This is a genomic window from Granulicella sp. L46 (genome assembly GCF_009765785.1).
In the GTDB taxonomy this organism is placed as follows: domain Bacteria; phylum Acidobacteriota; class Terriglobia; order Terriglobales; family Acidobacteriaceae; genus Granulicella.
This window is the reverse complement of record NZ_LMUT01000003.1, coordinates 451,953-470,139: the sequence shown is the minus strand read 5'-3', so window position 1 is coordinate 470,139 and position 18,187 is coordinate 451,953. Positions and strand designations below refer to the sequence as shown.

The 18,187-nt window shown below is 60.3% G+C and carries 16 protein-coding genes; 5 read left to right on the top strand and 11 right to left on the bottom strand.

Annotated elements, in window-relative coordinates:
* Nucleotides 1-470 precede the first annotated feature (470 nt).
* Entirely contained in the window at nt 471-1,124 is a 654-nt protein-coding gene (locus GSQ80_RS02910; RefSeq protein ID WP_158785998.1) for a hypothetical protein, read from the bottom strand.
* A 1,148-nt stretch (nt 1,125-2,272) separates the two neighbouring features.
* Here GSQ80_RS02910 and GSQ80_RS02905 point away from each other — a divergent pair.
* On the top strand, nt 2,273-2,734 hold the full coding sequence (locus GSQ80_RS02905; RefSeq protein ID WP_158785997.1) for a DUF6790 family protein: 462 nt from the start codon (nt 2,273-2,275) through the stop codon (nt 2,732-2,734).
* Nucleotides 2,735-2,748: 14 nt separating this feature from the next.
* Here GSQ80_RS02905 and GSQ80_RS02900 read toward each other — a convergent pair whose 3' ends face one another.
* Nucleotides 2,749-3,087 (bottom strand): hypothetical protein, encoded by a 339-nt coding sequence (locus tag GSQ80_RS02900; protein WP_158785996.1) that lies wholly within the window; start codon nt 3,085-3,087, stop codon nt 2,749-2,751.
* Nucleotides 3,088-3,362: 275 nt separating this feature from the next.
* On the opposite strand from GSQ80_RS02900, the gene GSQ80_RS02895 reads away from it, so the two are divergent.
* Both GSQ80_RS02895 and GSQ80_RS02890 read left to right on the top strand, forming a co-directional pair.
* The gene (locus tag GSQ80_RS02895; RefSeq protein ID WP_158785995.1) at nt 3,363-3,938 is read left to right on the top strand and encodes a hypothetical protein; all 576 of its coding nucleotides are present in this window, start codon (nt 3,363-3,365) and stop codon (nt 3,936-3,938) included.
* A 185-nt stretch (nt 3,939-4,123) separates the two neighbouring features.
* Nucleotides 4,124-5,212 (top strand): hypothetical protein, encoded by a 1,089-nt coding sequence (locus GSQ80_RS02890; RefSeq protein ID WP_158785994.1) that lies wholly within the window; start codon nt 4,124-4,126, stop codon nt 5,210-5,212.
* 67 nt (nt 5,213-5,279) lie between these two features.
* On the opposite strand, the gene GSQ80_RS02885 is transcribed toward GSQ80_RS02890, so the two are convergent.
* Nucleotides 5,280-6,242, bottom strand: coding sequence for a xanthine dehydrogenase family protein subunit M (locus tag GSQ80_RS02885; protein WP_254059398.1), 963 nt, complete (start codon nt 6,240-6,242; stop codon nt 5,280-5,282).
* A gap of 89 nt (nt 6,243-6,331) precedes the next feature.
* Here GSQ80_RS02885 and GSQ80_RS02880 point away from each other — a divergent pair, with 89 nt between their 5' ends.
* Nucleotides 6,332-6,526, top strand: coding sequence for a hypothetical protein (locus GSQ80_RS02880; RefSeq protein ID WP_158785993.1), 195 nt, complete (start codon nt 6,332-6,334; stop codon nt 6,524-6,526).
* Between the two features lie 340 nt (nt 6,527-6,866).
* Here GSQ80_RS02880 and GSQ80_RS02875 read toward each other — a convergent pair whose 3' ends face one another.
* From GSQ80_RS02875 to GSQ80_RS02855, 6 genes are all read right to left on the bottom strand, one after another.
* Nucleotides 6,867-7,394, bottom strand: coding sequence for a (2Fe-2S)-binding protein (locus GSQ80_RS02875; RefSeq protein WP_158785992.1), 528 nt, complete (start codon nt 7,392-7,394; stop codon nt 6,867-6,869).
* 389 nt (nt 7,395-7,783) lie between these two features.
* Nucleotides 7,784-10,225, bottom strand: a complete 2,442-nt coding sequence (locus GSQ80_RS02870) for a xanthine dehydrogenase family protein molybdopterin-binding subunit (protein WP_158785991.1) — start codon at nt 10,223-10,225, stop codon at nt 7,784-7,786.
* 187 nt (nt 10,226-10,412) lie between these two features.
* On the bottom strand, nt 10,413-10,967 hold the full coding sequence (locus GSQ80_RS22865; protein ID WP_174241292.1) for a hypothetical protein: 555 nt from the start codon (nt 10,965-10,967) through the stop codon (nt 10,413-10,415).
* 230 nt (nt 10,968-11,197) lie between these two features.
* On the bottom strand, nt 11,198-13,384 hold the full coding sequence (locus tag GSQ80_RS02865; protein ID WP_158785990.1) for a glycosyltransferase 87 family protein: 2,187 nt from the start codon (nt 13,382-13,384) through the stop codon (nt 11,198-11,200).
* Between the two features lie 118 nt (nt 13,385-13,502).
* Nucleotides 13,503-14,021, bottom strand: a complete 519-nt coding sequence (locus GSQ80_RS02860; RefSeq protein ID WP_158785989.1) for an SgcJ/EcaC family oxidoreductase — start codon at nt 14,019-14,021, stop codon at nt 13,503-13,505.
* 162 nt (nt 14,022-14,183) lie between these two features.
* Nucleotides 14,184-15,458 (bottom strand): MFS transporter, encoded by a 1,275-nt coding sequence (locus GSQ80_RS02855; RefSeq protein WP_158785988.1) that lies wholly within the window; start codon nt 15,456-15,458, stop codon nt 14,184-14,186.
* A 123-nt stretch (nt 15,459-15,581) separates the two neighbouring features.
* On the opposite strand from GSQ80_RS02855, the gene GSQ80_RS02850 reads away from it, so the two are divergent.
* The gene (locus GSQ80_RS02850) at nt 15,582-15,974 is read left to right on the top strand and encodes a hypothetical protein (RefSeq protein WP_158785987.1); all 393 of its coding nucleotides are present in this window, start codon (nt 15,582-15,584) and stop codon (nt 15,972-15,974) included.
* Between the two features lie 55 nt (nt 15,975-16,029).
* Here the strand turns inward: GSQ80_RS02850 and GSQ80_RS02845 are convergent, their stop codons facing one another.
* Complete coding sequence (locus tag GSQ80_RS02845) at nt 16,030-16,797, bottom strand: mechanosensitive ion channel family protein (protein WP_216850105.1); 768 nt, start codon at nt 16,795-16,797, stop codon at nt 16,030-16,032.
* Nucleotides 16,798-16,872: 75 nt separating this feature from the next.
* Nucleotides 16,873-18,150, bottom strand: coding sequence for a hypothetical protein (locus GSQ80_RS02840; protein ID WP_216850103.1), 1,278 nt, complete (start codon nt 18,148-18,150; stop codon nt 16,873-16,875).
* Nucleotides 18,151-18,187: the final 37 nt, after the last annotated feature.

The following is an 18,187-nucleotide window of genomic DNA, read 5'->3' as shown; positions in this document are numbered from 1 at the left end:
TTGCCGCTGCAGCTTTGATTTGGGCTCTACTTCAAGTGTAGCAAGTTGGGTGGGGTAACTATGCCAAGTTTTGGAATGTTTTATTTGGTTTGGTTTCAGTGGGTTAGCGGAGTTTCGGTGGGTTTGGGGGCTTGACAAGTTTTGCGAGGGGGGCAAGGGGCTTCGGTGTCTGAGTGGGGATTTGGGTAGTGTGGAGGAAGGCGATTCAGGCCTTCGGCAGAATGGAGCGCACCCGTCGGCGAGTGCGCGTACGGATGGGTACTCGGCCGGAAACGTTCGTGGAGTGAGCAAACTTGCTCAGACGCGCCGTAGGCTGTCCCGTATAGGGAATCGGCGTATACTCGCCGCACACGAACTGCGGTGAAAATATGATTGCTTCTGAACCGTACTTTATTCATCGGTGGAACCCGAACAAGACAATCGAGTCGATATGCTGCGCTTGTGGCTTGACGGTTTGCAATGAGCCGTCCTTAGCGCTTGCCCAGGTGAGCGAAAAAAAACACGAGTGCCTTGGGTGGACTCTCGACCGATTCAAGGGCATTTTGGGGCAGCCCGTTGTCGGGCGGGTGAGTTAGGTCCTGCGCGGACGGCGAGGGGCTTCGCTTTCCAGTAGTCACAGGGAAGACATTCCAGCTAATGAACAACGCGCAGGCTAGGAAAAGAACTCCGCATATACGTATGCCGTTCTCTATCATCGAAACCGAACGCCCCATTTTCTCTAGTCGAGCCCAAAGCCTTTTCAGCTCGTCGACGCCCTTCCGGCCCGCATGCGCATTTTTCGCATCGATCGATACCACGACCCCGCTCATTTCGAGCGAAAGGAGTCGTGAACAGTTGACTAGCTCAATCGTCAAGCCTTGCATTGCGAAGTTGAGTGCAGAGCCGACTACAGCGACAATACGGAACAGCCTTAGGGCTGGTTTCATCATTGGCGCCGCGTAGAAATCTGGCCGGTTGGAGAATTGGAGTGAAAGTACAAAGCCACCCATGAATAAGATCCAAAGGGCGTAGTAGAGCCTTTCGTTGCTTTCCCTCTCCCATTGCAAAAAGTCCCCGCTGGTCTTGATGCGATTTATATTAGCTTCGGCTTCTGGCCTCGAAAACTCTGATTCATTTGAGTCCATCTAAGTCGACCTCGTCGTCGCGGAAATTATTAGGGTCCAAACATTTATTAGAGTCCAAACATATACAGGTTTGGGACAAGAGGCAAAGCGAATGTAACGGGTGCGCGTCCGGCAGCAGGGGCCAGAGCTAAAGCCCTTGATCATGGCCGGGGATTTTTCAGCGGGCTGAAGCCCGCTGCTAATCCGGGAGGGTAAGGGCGGGCAACGTTTGTGGCCGGAAGGCGGGGGCTAGTCGGGGATACTGGCCTGGTGGCGGGTCCTTCGGCTACGCGCTGCTCGCTCAGGATGACGGTAGAAAAATGCAAGGGCAAAGGCCAATACAGGGGTCTCTCCGCTACGCGCTGCGCGCTTCGGTCGAGATGACGGGGTTGGTGGTTGGAAAGCGGGTTCCTTTCCTTCGGATCGGTTCAGGGTCAGAAGGGCAGAAAGAAGGGCGAGGGCTCATGCGGAGAGCTTCGGCCTCGATGGAGTGGTGAGGGGGAGAATATCCCAGGGGCTAAAGCCCGATGGGGTGGATTGCTTGATGTCCGGGCTGAAGCCCGGACCTATCTCAGGAGCAACGGCAAAGGCAAGAGCGAAGGAAGAAGAGATTCCCTGAGGGAATGACAGAAGAAAGGCAAGGGCTCATGTGGAGAGCTCCGGCCTCGGTGGAGTGGAGAAGGGAAAGCATACCCCAGGGGCTAAAGCCCGCTTCTTTGGGAGAGATATGAGACCCAAGGCTGAAGCCTTGGGGTACCTAGAAGCGAAGGAAGAAGCAGATTCCCGGAGGGATGACAGAAAGAAAAGCAAAAGCAAAAGCAAAAGCAAGGGCAAAAGCAAGGGCAAAAGCAAAAGCGAAAACCAATACAGGGATCCTTCGCTTCGCTCTAGGATGACGGCGTAAAACAAGCAACGGCAAGGGCAGAAGCAGATCCTCCGCCTATGGCGAAGGATGACAAACGTTGGGGAAGGCAAAGGATGACAAATGTTGGGGCGGAGGAAGAAGCAGATTCCTGGAGGGAATGACAGAAAGAGAGGCAACTGCAAGGGCAACGGCAAGTGCCAATGCGGGGGTCCTTCGCCTGCGGCTCAGAATGACGGCGAAAAACGAGCGACGGCAACGCGAAGGCTGAGGCAAGTGCTTTAGGCTGGTTGGCGGGAGGGTGGATATGTATTTCGCTAGCGTCGTCCTGTTGCTGTTGGTTTGTCCGGTGGCTTCGGTTGCGATCGATGCGGTGCGGTTGCATGAGAGCTTTACTAGCCTCGCGTTGATTGGGCGGTGGTGGACTTTCTGGGCTGTCGGGGTGCGGCTGTTTATTGCTGGGATTCGGCAGGTGGTTCAGCCTCGGTTTACCACTGAGGAGATCTTCGGGATTCGTGACGCGAGTGCGTTGCCGATTGTTCGGGAGATTGGTTTCGCGAACCTGTCGATGGGGGCGCTGGGGATCTTTAGCGTGGTGCGGCCGGGGTGGGTGGTTCCTGCTGCGATGGTTGGAGGGTTGTATTACGGGCTTGCGGGGTTTGTGCATCTTCCGGGAAAGAACAGGAATGCCAAGGAGTACACCGCGCTGGTTTCCGATTGGTTTGCCGCAGGGGTGCTCGGATGGTTTGTGGTGAGGAGTTTGGTTTAGCGGCGGGTGGTGGGTTAGCTGCAAGCGGGGTAGTGGGTGGTGAAGGTGGGGGCTCCGCAGGTTAGGTACCAGGAGGCTAGGAAGAGGAGCGTCAGGATGGGGGCGGCCCAGAAGAAGAGTTGCATGGGGAGGGTGGAGGTGAGGGGCAGGTGGGCGTCGGGATTGGTGCGGGTGGGGAGGCGGAAGATGAGGCCGCTGAGCACGCAGATGGCCGCGGCGAGGGTGAGGCGGGCGAGGGCAAGGAAGAGGCGGTCCTGCCAGTGGAGGCCGGGGATGAAGAAGGCGCTGATGGCTGTCCAGTAGAGGGAGAGGATGCAGGCGAAGAAGGTGGCGGCTTTGGCGAGCTCTAACATGCGGCTGCTCCGTGGAGGCGCTGTTGCGTTTATTTTAGGGTATTCGAGGAGGTACGCCTGTTTTCTTTAGGCTTTTCTCGGCTAGGGCTAGCTGCTAGCTTTGCCATGACAGGACAAAATCGCGCAAGTGAACCACAGGAGATTCCGCTTCGCGATTTTTCACTAGCAACTTTAGTGACCATGGGTTATAGGACCTTTGGTTGGGGGTTGTACACCTTTCGGGCTCTTGCAGTGGCACCATAGGTGGATAAGAATGATGCGCAAGGTGAACGCACATGATGACCAAAACAGTTGGATCTAAATGGGTCGGAGCGGGAATGCTGGGACTGGTTAGCTTGTTTGGACTGGTCGGATGCCGGCATTCGGGTGTTCGGGAGACCGTGGCGATGGCGACGGCCCCGGACTTTCAGGAAATTCATGTGAACCAGGACTGCTTGATCCTGCAGGATCAGGTGGATGGGATCGTCGGAGTGAGCGTGCCGCAGGGAAAGCCGGTGGGAGGGGGCGCGCCAGGTGCGAGCGGGGAGAGGTCGGTCGCGCAGCTGGATTTGTCGGTGTGCCACCTGGATAGCCAGTTTACGGCGGACCATGTGAAGGGCGAGCTCGTGAATGGGACCGTGCAGCGGAGTGTCGTGGTGGTTAAGGAGAAGGACTACCTGATGAAGAACCAGTTCGAGCGGCCGGTAGTGTTCGTGGTGGAGCAGCCGGTGCCCGAGGGATGGGCGATTGCGTCGGAGCCCGGACCGGACAAAATGTTGGGGAACGTTGCGTTGTTCCGGGCGGTAGCGCTGCCGGGCCAGATGGTGCGGCTGCGTGCGGGAGAACAACATACGATTGCGCTGGCTGAGTAGAGCTGGTCGCCGGATCTGAATTTGTCGTGACGCCAGTGGCTCCTCATCCCCGGGATGAGGAGCCACTGACGTCTGAACGCACGATGGTGCTGGAAGGGTTGACCGTTTGGGGGGCCGGCTTCGGCTGCGACGGCGGAGTAGACGGATGGGGTGGGATTGCCGTCCAAGAGAGCTGAGGTGAATCCATGAGTGTCCCCCCGTATCGGCCTGCGCGTTTATTTGTCACGGAGAAGCAGAAGAGGTTTGAGCCGGTGATTTCGTCGACGCCGGAGCTGCCGGTGATTGATTGGAGCGCGGTGGGGCAGGTTGCTCCTACGCTGGTGACTAGCAGCGGAAGTGGGCTGCCGGCGGCGGATGCGGTGGTGATTACCTGGGCAGAGGCTGAGTGGGCGGCGATGCAGCATGTGTTCTGCGCGAGTGGGACGGCGATGCCCTATTCGGATAGGAACTCGGGGAGCTGGGGTGGGTGGACGAAGTATGCGGTGGGCATGCCGTCAACTGCGGTGAGCGGGTGGAGCTATTGGGGGGAGTGGCGACTGGTGGAGGTTGGGGGGAAGCGGGTGCTGCTGTGGAAGTCGAATACGCATCTGGATTTTCCGGGAGAGACGCAGCTGACGGCGATGATGAAGATGTTGATTAAGGAGGTGAAGCCGGGGCTGGTGGTGTCGATTGGGACGGCTGGTGGGGCGATGGTGGGGGATCATGTGGGGACGGTGCGGGCGGTGAGTGCGGGGACGCTGTATGAGAAGGGGAAGGCGCAGGGGAGTTGGCCGATGTATGCGAATGGGTGGTCGGCTAAGGAGACGGTGTTGCATAAGGCGGGGCTTGGGAGCTTGCTGTTTCCGGTGCCGACTACGGAGAGCGATCTGCAGGGGTTGGTGACTCAGTTTAATTCGTATTACGGGACGAAGTATTCGATCTTTGATTTGGATCCGGATGGGTTGAATGCGGGGGACACGCAGCCGAAGGTGGTGGATGCTACGGGCGGTGCCGTGTCGTTGCTGACTACGCCTACGTTTGTGGTGGGGACTACGGCTGGGACGTATGCGACGTACGCGTGCATCGAGATGGATGATGCGGTGTTGGGGGACGTGTGCAAGGCGGCGGGGGTGGCGTTTGGGTTTGTGAGGAATGTGTCGGACCCGGTGCAGAGTGCGGCGCTGTCGGCAGAGGTGCAGGGAAGTTGGGGGAGCGCGGTGTATGACGCTTATGGGTTTTATACGAGTTTTAATGGGGCGCTGGCGGCTTGGGCTTCGCTGGTTGCGGCGGGGTAGCGGGTTCGGACTCTGTTCTCTCCCAGGTCCCAAAAGCGGGACCTGGGGCACCCGTTTCCGTGGTGGCCTAAGGCGTGAGGGAGCGGAGAAATTGCTCGAGGAGGTTGGCGGCTACGGCGGAGCGGTAGCGGGCGGTGGAGCGGATGTCGTCGATGGGGTGGGATTCGGAGGCCAAGGCGGCGCGGGCTTGGCGGAGGGTGGTGGGGAAGTCGGCGGGGGCTAGGGAGGCTTGGGTGAGGGCGGCTTCGGTGGCGTAGAGGCGGATGGGGCGGTCGGCTAAGGACGCGGCGGCCAGGCGGATTTCCTGGATGGTTTGGTTTTGGAGGAGGGCGATGGCGGCTAACGCTGTCTTGGAGATGGCTTGCGCGTTGCGGGTGCCTACTTTGCGGATGAAGTGTTGGTGGTGGGCGTAGATGCGGGGGATGGTTACGCTATGGAGGAGCTCGTCGGGGCGTAGGGCGGTGCGTTTGTAGGCTTGGTGGAAGTCGGTGTAGGGGATGATGCGGGTGGTGGTTGAGGAGATGAGGGTAACGGTGGCGTTGTAGGCGAGGAGGGCTGGTGGGGTGTCGGCCGCGGGAGAGGCGTTGCAGAGGTTGCCGCCGAGGGTGGCGCGGTTCTGGTTGGCGATGGAGCCGGTCCAGGAGGCGGATTGGGTGAGGAGGGGAAGGTCGCGCGCGATGGTGGGGTTGCGGCGGATGTCGGTGAAGGTGGTGTTGGCGCCGATGGCGATGGCGTTGGGGGTGGCGTGGATGAAGCGGAGCTCGGGGAGGTGGCTGATGGAGAGGAGGGATTTTTGGTTGAGGCGGCCGGCGGCGACGGCGACCATTAGCTCGGTGCCTCCGGCAATGGGGGTGTGTTGGCCGGGGTTTTCGGCAAGGAGGGTTAGGGCCTCGGCGAGGGTGGCTGGGGCGGTTAGGGCGAATTGGGTGGGGTCGGAGTGCATGAGGTAGAGGGCAGAGCGTAGTGGAATCGATAGTGTAGGTGAATCAGCGGTGACAGTTGTCACTGGCGGAGCAAATTTCAAGGGCATAGGCTAAGTCGAGACGTTCGCTGAGATGCGAACTACACAATCGACGCCACGCCCAATCTGGATGCCTGCGTTAGGAGAAACGAGGAACTATGCCGGACCAAGAAGTTTTAGCAAATCAGAAGACGATTCTCCACAATCAAGAGACGATTCTTAAGAATCAAGCGGCAATTCTCAATAACCAAGGGGATATTCAGAAGAACCAAAAAGCTCTCGATCAAATTCTGACAAATCAGAAAGAGATTCTTTCCAATCAGAAAGAGATTTTGAGTGCTTTGAAGAAGTAGCTGGTTTTGTCGCGGTTGCGAGGTGTGGCCTCGCACCAGACATTCGCCTGCGGTGATGGGCCGGCGATTCGGGATGCAGCGAGGTATTGAATGGATCCTGGATCGTCGGCCCGTTGACTCGAAGCCGAAGGGAAGAGCAGATTTCCAAAGGGAATGACAGAAAGAAAGGGAAGAGCATCGGCAGCGATAAAAGAAAAAGCAGATCTTCCGCGTCGCGAAGGAGGACAAGTTCGGGAGTTAGCGATTTGAGCCGCCATGCATAGGGTGGTCGGGTGAGAAACGTCTGGAGAGTCGCGGTCAGTTGAATGTATCGGGGTCCTTCGGCTGCGCTGCGCTTCGCTCAGGATGACAGGTTATGGGGTGGGGATTGAGGGGCATGGGCAGCGATTGACTGCGCGGATGCGATGGCGGCTTGCTTTACGGACTCGAAGATGCGCATGTAGCCCGTGCAGCGGCAGAGGTTGCCGGAGAGGCCTTCGTGGATTTCGGTGTCGGTGGGGTTGGGGTGTTGGGCTAAGAGATGGTGGGTGGCGAGGATCATGCCGGGGGTGCAGATGCCGCATTGGGCTCCGCCTTGCTCGAGGAAACATTGCTGGATGGGGTGGAGGTGCGCGGCGTTCGGCGCGAGGCCTTCGATGGTGGTTAGGGTGGCGTTGTTGGCTTGCAGAGCGGGGATTAGGCAGGAGTTGGCTAGCTCGCCGTTGAAGAGGATGGCGCAGGCTCCGCATTCGCCTTCGCCGCAGCCTTCTTTCGTGCCGGTTAGATGGAGGTCTTCGCGGAGGACGTCGAGGAGACGCTTCATGGGTGGGACGGTTAGGGTTGTTGGCGTGTTGTTGATGGTTAGCGTGATGGTGGTTAAATTTTTCATTACGATACGACGGTCCACGTCAGATACAGGAAAAGGAAGACGCATACGATGCCCCATCCGAACAACCTGGGGTGAGCAGCGAACATTGGAAACTTATCTTCCAAGGCTTTTTTCTTAGTCGGTTCATAAAGAAGACTCACGACCTTATAGGAAAGAAGAAGCAGTACTGTGCCGACCGCAATACGAATTATGCGTTCCATGGGTTCGCCTTAAGGTGAAGTGCATAGATGGAGGAAGGCATACCCCAGGGGCTAAAGCCCTCCTCGTTGGGGCGGATATGAGACCCAAGGCTGAAGCCTTGGGGTACCTAGAGGCGAGTGCAGAAGCAGATCCCCAGAGGGAATGACAGAAAGAAAAACAAAGACTGCAGGAGATGTGAGCGCAAAGGCTCATGCGGGCACCTCGGGGGACTCGGTGCGGGTGGCCTGGACTTCTTCTACGCGGGTATCTCTGTCTTTTGATGGGTCGAGGTCTTCGGTGCCGCCGTGGGGGTGGGTGGTGAACGCGGTTAGGCGTTCGAAGATGTCTTCGGGGAGAAGGGGGATGTTGTTGAAGGCGATGCCGGTGGCGTCTTCGATGGCGTTTAGGATTGCGGGGGCGGGGCCGTCCATGGGGAGCTCGCCAATGCCTTTGGCGCCGCCAGGGCCGTGGGGGCTGGGGACTTCTTCGAAGTGGACGTGGATGGTGGGGAGGTCCGCGCTGGTGGGCATGATGTAGTTGGTCATCTGGTTGTTCATCAGGTGGCCGTCTTTGTAGACGCACTTTTCGTAGAGGGCGTAGCCGATGCCTTGGGCTACTCCACCTTCGATTTGGCCGCGCGCGAGGATGGGGTGGAGGACGCGGCCTACTTCTTGCAGGGCGTCGAAGCGGGTGACCGTGGCCATGTAGGTGTCGAGGTCTACGGCTACTTCGGCTACGTAGACGGCCCAGGCGTAGCCGGGATAGGCGTCGCCGCGATAGACGTCGTCGTCCCAAAAGATTTTGGTGGCGGGTTCGTAGCGGACGGAGGCGCATAGAGGGCCGTGCTTCGCATGGGGGTCGTGGAGGCGGGCGTGCTTCGCGTGGTAGCACTTAGCGGCGGCGATGAAGTCGGCGCGAGTGTGCGGGGTGGGGAGGTGCTCGTGGTCGCGGAGGGTGGTTAAGATTTCGAGGGCTGCGCGCTCTACTAGCTTGCCTACGATCATGGCGGTGCGGGAGGCTACAGTGGGGCCGGAGTTGGGGACGACGGCGGTGTCGACTTCGTGGATGAGGATGTCGTCGTAGGGGAGGTGGAGGGTTTCGGCGGCGACCTGGCAGAGGATGGTGTTGGTGCCCTGGCCGAATTCGGTGGAGGAGACGAGGATTTGGGGGCGGCCGTCGGGAAGGATGTCTAGGTGGACTAGCGAGTTGAGGCGGCGCTCGCCGGAGCCGGTGAAGCCGGTGCCGTGCATGAAGGTGGCGATGCCTACTCCGCGCTTGATTTGGGATGTGGGATTGGAGGTGCGGAAGCGGGCGCGCTTGGCGTGGTAGTCGGAGTCGGACAGCGCGCGCGTTAGGAGGTGCTGCATATCCATTTTCTCAACCAACGTTTGACCTGTGGCTGTCGTGTCTCCGGTGGCGAGGAAGTTTTGGCGGCGGATTTCTTCGGGGGAGAGGTTGAGCGTGTGGGCGATCTTGTCCATGTGGCGCTCTAGCGCGAAGAGGGACTGCGGTGCGCCGAAGCCTCGGAAGGCACCGTGGGGTGGGATGTTGGTGGCCATTGCTTTGGAGCGGACTCGAAGGGCTGGCCACTTGTACGGGCCGGGGGCGTGGATGGTTGCGCGCGAGAGGACGACGGGGGAGAGCGTGGCGTAGGCGCCGCCGTCGATGGCGATGTCGATAGTGCCGGCGAGGAGTTTGCCGTCGCGAGAGACTGCCGTGCGGAGGCGAGTGCGGGAGGGGTGGCGCTTGGTGGTGGCGGCCATGTCTTCGCCGCGGTCGTAGATAATTTTTACGGGGTGGCCGGACTTCATTGCGAGGAGCGCGGCGTGCGAGCCGATGACGGAGGGGAAGTCTTCTTTGCCGCCGAAGGCTCCGCCGGTTTCTACCTGGATGACGCGACACTTTTCTTCGGGGAGGTTGAAGACGAGGGTTAGCGCGTGGACGAGGTAGAAAGGGCATTGCATGGAGCCGCGAACCGTTACTCCACGAACGTGACCTGTCGCGGGGTCTAAATCGCATTCGGCGATGACGCCGTTGGGTTCGATGTAGAGCTGCTCCTGGGCGCCGGTGGTGTACTCGCCTTCGATGATGTGGTCGGCGGATTCGAAGGCTGCGGCGATTGCGTCTTCGGTGGCGGCGGCTTCTCCGGTGTACATCTGGTAGGTCTTGAAGCAGTTGGGGGTGCCACCTTCGGAGGAGCCGGGCCAGATGATGTTGGCGGTGTCGTCGTTGTCGGCTGCGGACTCGGAGGCTTCGATAGTGAAGATTCCGGGGAGCTCTTCGTAGTCGATGGTGATGGCGGCTTTGGCGGCGAGGAGGGCGGACTTGTCGGGATGGGCGAGGAGGAGGATGGGCTCGGCTACGTGGTTTATTTGGTGCGCGGCCAGGCAGGGGTGGTCTTTTGTTAGGTGGACGATGGTGTTCTCGCCGGGGATGTCGGCGGCGTGGACGATGGCGTAGTCGGACCAGTTGATGTGCGGGGCGAAGGTGATGTTGCGGATGCGGCCTCGAGCTATGGTGGAGCGGATGGTGCAGCCGTGCCACATGTCGGGGAGGGTTTGGTCGTCGATGTATTGGGCGGCGCCCAGGACCTTGGCGCGGCCCTCCTTACGGAGAGGAGAGGTGCCGATGATGGGGGTGCCTTGGGTCATAGACCTCGTGCGCGCGGGGTTTCGGATATCCGATGAGGATAGTACGAGCGGGGGGTGCGCGGGTAGTTAGCGAGGAAAGTCGGTTTCGGAGTGGGCAGTTGGTCAGGCACTCCGGGGATGGCCTAAGGGAGAAAAGAAAACGGCTGCCTGGTTGGGCAGCCGTTTTGAAATTGGGAATTGGTGAGGCTTAGCGGTGTCCGCCGCCGCCGTGACCACCGCCGCCACCGTGGAAGCCGCCACCACCGCCGCCGTGGAAGCCGCCGCCGCCACCGCCGTGGTAACCACCGCCGCCACCGCCGTGGTATCCGCCGCCACCATAGCCACCGCCATGGTATCCGCCACCACCGTAGCCGCCACCATGGTAGCCGGCGCCACCGTATCCACCGCGGTAGCCGTACCCGCCACGATAGCCATAGCCGCCGCGGTAGTATCCGCCACGATAGCCATAGCCACCGCGATAGTAGCCGCCACGATAGCCCCAGCCCCAGCCGTACCATGGGCCGACGCCAAGGAATATGCCGTTATTGAACCATTGCGGGCCATAGTAGCCGTAGGGCGCGCAGGCATAGGGCGCATAGTTGTAGTAGCCCCACTGACATACGGGTGGGCCTGCAACATAGCCGTCGGGATAGCCGCCGCCAACACCGATGCCAACGGAGACCTGGGCGTGCGCAGGGGGAGTGGCGATGACGAGGAATCCGAAGATTGTTGCGAGGAGTGCTAAATATTTGAGACTGCGCATGTGTTGCTCCTGACTGGCCCTGCCCGAACGTTCTAGTTATTTGATGCGGGCCAATGGGAACGGGGCGCTTGGGACCGCGCCGTTCCTGTTATGTGAAACACGAGTTTGGCGAAAAAGTGTCGCGGCGGCGGATATTGTTGGTGGGACGAGACTTAAGGATATTAGGCGAGTGGGCGGAGCTGACCGTCTAGATCCTGTTATGCACAAGTGAAAGCGTGGACCCGGCGTGATCAGGGCACGATGCGACGTCTGGATATGGCCGTAAACCATAGGGCTCGTCCACAATCGCTGCTGTAGAGGATTGTTTTTGAGTCGGGCTCCCAGGCTGGCTCGATCATGTTGCACTCCGCGTCCGTGATGGCGTGAATAGAGCCGGTAGACAGGTCAAGCAGCGCGAGGTTCCAGTTACCGCGAACCATGCGGCTATAGGCTAACCAGTGGCCGTCTGGCGAGACCGCGGGATATCGGGATTCGCCCAGTGGGAGGAGCTCGGGCTGCTGGCCCGCGCGGACGTGCAAGATGCGGGAGCCACTGCTGCCATGAACCAGGCCCGCAACGATCAGCGAAGCGTCCGGAAGAAATGTCGCCTGTTCCACATCGAGCGATGGGGGCGTCATGGACTGCTCCAAAGCTGCGGGCTCGTGGAGTGATCGAAGAAATAGTGTGCCGCGGCCATGATCGACGCGAAGGTAGGCGAGGTGTTGCCCGTCCGGGGAGAGCACTGGGGACTCAGCGTCAGCGATGGCCGGGAAGGTTCTGTCCGTACGCGATGTGATGATGGAGTGCGCGCCAGCTTCTTCGACAAACAAGCTGTCTTTGGTTGATGCGAAGGCAATCTCGTCTGGACCGACGTAAGACTCGGAAAAGGGTACGTTCAAGGGCGGCGTGTTCATGCTGGGAAGCAGACGATACCCGACGGGCTGCATAGCAATACGCAGGATGTTTCCGTCGTGCCATTCGGGCGCGGCGCTGATCAGGGCTCCATTAGCATCCGGCAGCCGGTAGGCGAAGTCGTCATACAAACCGCGCTGGTGGCGGATGCCGGAGGTGGCCTGGAAGGCGACTACAAGGATCAATCCGACAGCAAGAGCAAGAGTTATTTTCCGTTGACCAGGATTGCGAAATGCAACGACGCCCATCGTTACATAAAACAGAACGGCAAAGAGGATCAACATATAGAGGCGCGACATCTGCAGCACGGCACCGAGGCCGGAAGCCGATCCAACGTGCCAGCCGCTCGGATAGCCGATGCCAATGTAGAGAGCGACCGCAAGCCAAGCCAGGATAGGTCGCTTCTTCAGGAGCGCGGCGATGAGTACTGTGATAGGGAATATTAGTAGCGTGAAGTTATAGGAAGCGGGGATCGTGGAGACGGTCAGTGTCGCGACGGTAAGCGCGGACCACTCGAGCGCGATGCGGCTTGGAGACTGATCGCTTTCGTCGCAAAGTAAAAGGGCCGGCGCGAGGATAAGCATCGGCAGAACAGCCTGAAGAACGGCATAGATGAGTGGTGAGAGATGCCAGGGATGAGGGTTCCACTGGGGTTCGTAAAGGAAAAGGCAATGCAACAGCGTGGAGAGAGAACCGCTGGCGAGTGCGAAGGGAGGAAAACCGTCGCCACGAAGAGTCCATGGCAGGATCTGGCGGAGATACGTGCGGTGAACTTCCCAACCGAAGACGCTTACCGACACTGCAACGCAGGCTGCGCCGGCTATGGCGGCTGAGAACAAGGCGCGCCATTGGCGCTTGCGTGCGAAATAGATGAAGAAGATGAATGGGAAGAGCTTGATGGCTGTCGCCAGGGCCACCAGCACTCCGGCCAAGCCATTGCGTTTGCGCTGTTGAGCCCAGCAGGCACCGATCAGCAGAGCTGCGACTAAGACATAGAACTGACCGAATTGAAGGTTGCGGTGGAGCGGCGGATAGGCCAGGAGAAGAATTGAAATTCGACGCAGGGGTTGCCCTGTGATCTCGCGAAGTCCGAATGCAATGAGAAACAGGAGCGCTATCTGAAATACAAGCCAGATGCGTTTGGCTGTCAGCGGGTTGAAACGAACGAGCGGCGTGATGACCAGCGTCGAGAAAGGCGTGATCGGAACGAGCCCGATGACGGAACGATCGATCTGATGATGGTCTTTTTGGCGGGCCAGCCAGCGCCATTCGTAGACATGCGCTGTATCAGTGCCTTCGGTGGCCAGCTTGGCGGTGATGTAGTAGTTCGGAAAATCTGTTTGGAGCGTTGCAAAGGCGGCTGGCAGCGTCTGGAAGGCGAAGATGCCGGCGCAGACAACGAGCAGGACCCATTCGACATAAACCCAGACCCGCGCGGCCGCTGATGAAGGGGTGGAGGAATGCGAGAAAGGAATCGTCGGAATGGGAGTCTCTCCCTGTGCGCGGCGAGCAAATTGTGTGCGCAACTAGATGGTTGTGCTACGGCAAGGGTACACGCGTGGCTCGTAGCATTGAGACGGGTAATCTTATTGGCGACGGAATCCGCACCGGTGCCTTCGTTGCCAACGAGGAAGTGTGTTGGATTTACCTAGTCGGTGGGAAGGCGATTGGCGGCTTGATGCCGTCAAGTTCCGGGTTGGGTCCGGGCATCTCATTGGTGTTTTGGGCGACGGCGATGAGCCACGCGTCTCCTCGCTTTTCAACGAGCATGGTAAAGATGCCACGTCGGGGGACGTGCGTCTTTGGATCTTCTTCTCCGTCCCCCTTAATGCTCCAGGTCCAGTGAAGTACCGCGAGGTCCGGACGGATGAAATGAACGGCCGCATCGAGCGCTGTTAGAGTCGAAGCTTTGAATGGACCCGCAAGCAAGCGGGTGTGATAGAGCTCGAAATCCGGTCTGCCGTGCATCCAGTCGCCGCCGACATTCACAAAGTCAACGTCATCTGACATCAGCTTGGCGAGTTGATGTCCGTTGTGCGTGGCCCACGCGGTTACGAAGGCGTTCGGGATCTGCTGAACCGCAGCTTCATCGGCCTTTGTTTGAGCAGCGGCACACTTAGAGACGGTCACCATCAGGAAAAAGCAAAGGAGAAGTTTTTTCATGGGTCCTCAAAAAAGTGTCATGACGCTACCGCTGAATTGTATTCCGAGCCTCGTTGGTTCCTCGAAAGCCGGGTTTCGGCAACTACGATTCTCGGTAGTTGCGCAGGAGCCGGTTGGCTCACTGAGCGGGCGGCTGGGCAAAGATTCATCCTCAGAGGGGCGCTAGAGGGATTGGTCTTTGGTTTCGCGGATGAGGAGGAGGCCCAGGGTGGTGAGGACTGCGGAGAGGGTTACGTAATAGCCGACGAACGGGAGGCCGTAGGTTTTGGCTAGCCAGGTGGCGATGTAGGGGGTTAGGGAGGCTCCGAGAATGCCGGCGGTGCTAAAGGCTAGCGAACTGCCGGTGTAGCGAACCGGGGTGGGAAAGAGTTCGGAGATGATGGTGCCGAGTGGGCCGTAGCTGAGGCCCATGAGGGTGAGACCTACGGTCATCATGACGATGGCTCCGTGGATGCCCGAAGTGAAGAGTGGGGCGAGGGCGAAGCCGAAGAGACCGATGAGGGTGGTGATGATGAACATGATGCGGCGGCGGCCGTGTTCGGCGAGCCATGCGGAGAGAGGGATGGCGGCGGCGAAGAAGACGATGCCGAGCATTTGGATTAGCAGGAAGCTGGAGCGGCTGTAGTGTAGGGCCGTCGTGCCCCAGGAGAGAGCGAAGACGATCATTAGGTAGAAGAGGACGAAGGTGGAGAGGGAGGCGAGGATGCCTCCTATGAGTGCGCGGGTGTGGTTGCGGAAGACGGTGAAGATGGGGACGGCGACTTGCTCGGAGCGGCGGGCTAGCTCGGCGAAGACGGGGGTTTCGGTGATGGTGAGGCGGACCCAGAGGCCAAGGATGACGAGGACGGCAGAGGCTAGGAAGGGTAGACGCCAGCCGTAGTTGAAGAATTGTTTGTCGGTGAGGAAGTGAGACAGAAGCAGGAAGGTGGTGCTGGAGAGGGCGAAGCCGATGGGCGCGCCTAGCTGGGGAAACATACCATAGAGGGCGCGCTTGTTGGGGGGAGCGTTTTCGACGGCGAGGAGAACGGCGCCGCCCCATTCGCCTCCGAGGCCGATGCCCTGGCCGAAGCGGCAGAGGGCGAGAAGGAGGGGGGCGGCGATGCCGAAGGTGGCGTAGCCGGGAAGGACTCCGATGATGAAGGTAGAGAGGCCCATGGTGGCGAGGGCGATGACGAGGGTTCGCTTGCGGCCGATGCGATCGCCGAAGTGTCCGAAGAGCGTGGAGCCGATGGGGCGCGCAATGAAGGCGACTGCGAAGGTGGCGAGCGAGGCCAGGGTGGAGGTGGTGGGGTCGGAGCTGGGGAAGAAGAGTTTGGGAAAGACGAGGACGGCGGCGGTGGCGTAGATGTAGAAGTCGAAGAACTCGACTGAGGTGCCGACCAGGGAGGCGAAGAGGACTTGGCGGGTGGTGTTGATTTGCTTTTCGGTCGTGGGCATCGGGAGATTGGATGGAGCTAGAGGCTCGAGGTTGAATTCTATTTGAATTCGGTGGCCCCATGCTATGCCGGGCAGGAATCGGAGAGCGCTACTTTTTTAGCATTGTCCGCATCGAATTGTCCTATGGCAAAGCAAACATTGACGCGTGCTGTCGAAACCGATTTAGAGCCTGGCAGGATTTACTGCGTTCTTTCTGAGGCGAACAACATTCCGAGGTGGGCTCCTGTTTTCGCTGACACGCTTGAACCTATCGGCGACCTGCGCTATCGCGTGAAGAAGAATGGCGAAAGGTTCGATATTGATGTTCATTTGCATCCGTCAGCAGGCGCCGTCGACTATGTGCGGGAGATGCCGGGTGGCAGGCGCGGCGGTGCGTACATACGGGTGACGCCGCGACCACTTGGTGGAAGCACGATCTGCATGACGGTGCCAATCGCGCCCAATGCGGTTGAAGCGGAGGTAGCGACGGTCCTCGAAAAGGAACTCGCGGATTTGATTCAACTGGCGCAGGGCTAATCGACGGACAGGTGCTGTGTTGTCGGCACGCGTCTGCAATGGGGAGATGCTGCGGTTAGAAGTGGCGGAGGCGGGGAGGTGTGTCGGTGTCGGTGCGGGTGGGGATTTCGGTGGGGCGGGGGGCGGCTGGTTTCTCCATGGTTTTTTCGATGGAGCGGCTGACAAGGTCGCGAGAGCCCAGGCCGATGGCGAGGGAGAGGGTGAGGACGATGCCGCCGAAGAGGATGCCGAAGGCTAGCTCGACGACGCCGCTACCGATGTTGAGGTGATCGAGGACCATGGCTGCGGTGAGGACGAGGACGAGCCACTTGATGCCGAGAGAGAGGAAACGCGCGTATTGAAGCTGGGCGTTGACGGCGCCGATGAGGACTGAGCGGGCGAGGAAGCGGGCGACGAGGGTGCCGATGAGCAGGATGAGGATGGCTCCGGCAACGTGGGCGACGTAGGGGAGAAGGAAGATGGAATAGCGGGAGTCTTCGGCGTAGGAGGCGTCGAATGCGGAGATGCCGACGGCGATGCCGGCGAGGACCAGGAGCCAGAAGGTCGTGCGTTGGGCGAGCACAGTGGGGGAGTTGGAGGGTGACCACTCGGTGATGATGCCGGTGGAGCCGGGAGCTTCGCGGGAGGCGAGGCGTTCGTCAAAACGAACGGCGATGAGCAGACGGCGGATGAGCGCGGAGAGGCCCCAGCCGATGAGTGCGAAGACGATGACCGCGAGCAGGAAGGCGAGGATTCCAGGAAGGAAGCTGGCCAGGACAAGGACGATGCGGTGGATGGACTGGCGAAGGGCGGCTGAGATTTGCTGAGCCATTTGGTGTCCCATGGTTGGTTCCTTTCCGGGGCGGTGGAGTTTGCGCTTGGTACTCAGTTCTTAGTTGTCAGTTCTCAGTTGGGCGGCTTAGGGATTGAAGCGGTCGGGCCAACGCCAGCGGGAGACGATGTAGGACTTTTCGTTTTCGAAGGCGGCGGCGGTTAGCTCGATGGCGTGGGCGGCGCGGGAGGCGTCGTCTGCAACGAAGCGGAGGTATGAGGCCACCCAGGCGAAGTAGAGAGGCGTCATGGCACCGAGCAGGTGGCTGCGGTTGAGCGTGCGGAGATGGTAGGCGAGAGCGAAGTCGTAAACGACACGGGCCCAGAGGTCGGGCTCCATGGTGAAGGCGTCGGGGGAGAGGACGGAAAGTTTTTTGAGGGCGAGACGCGATTGGGGTGGGAGGACGAGCGACCAGATCTCCTGGAGGTTGTCCTGGGCGAGACGGAAGGTCTCGATCATGGAGTGGATTTCGGGGGAGGCGGCGAGCTCGGCGATGGGGGGCGGGGACGATGGCTGGACGGAGGGGGCGTACATGCCGCGTGCGCGCTGCCAGAAGGAAGACTTGGTTTCGATGTCGTTGAAGAGAGAGCCGGCGACGGAGGTGAAGAGGGCGTTGAAGTCTGCCTGGGTTTGCGGCGGCGGCGGGGTGGGTGGGACGGCATCGCCGGCGGAGACTTCGCGGACGGAGAAGCCGGCGGCGGCGGATTCGGCGACGGGCCAGAGGAGGGTGGAGCCCTGGTTGAGGGCCATGAGGCGCTGGGTGGAGGTGCCGAGGCGTTGGGCGAGGCGCGCGGACAGGGCGGCGTCGATGGGGAGGGGAAAGCGAATGTCGGCGCCGAAGAGAGCGCGGGAGAGTGGGTAGAGCAGAGCGGAGTTGACGAGGGCGTCGTTGGGGCCGACGGCGAAGCGGGGAAGGACGAGGTCGATGTTCTTGCTGCGCAGGCAGTCGATGAGGCTGCGGAGGAGCGTGGGGTCGAGGGCGTTGGGAGCAGAGAGGGCGGCGGTGTCGCCACCGAGAAGAATGATGGCGCGGGCGTTGTGCTCGAGGGCTAGCTGGGCGGCGGCGGCATAATCTCCGGCGGCTAGGATCCAGCCGACGTCGGAACGGGCGCTGGAGTAGGGGATGAGATCGAGGGAGGGAAAGTCAGTGGGGCTTTCGGGCGCGTGGGCGCAGGCGACGAGGACGGACTCGGTGGGGAAGGCGGTGGCGATGGCTTGGAGCGCGTGGGGGAGCGCGTCGGGTGCGAGCGCGGGGAGGCAGATGAGGAGTTCCGCGGTGGAGCGGCGGGCGGGCGCGGGAGTGGGGCCGGATTCCGGGTAAGCGGTTGGCTGCGTGGCGTCGGCGGTGAGTGGGGTCGAGGACATGGATTGGGAGCCGAGTATTAAAGATATGAGACGCTGC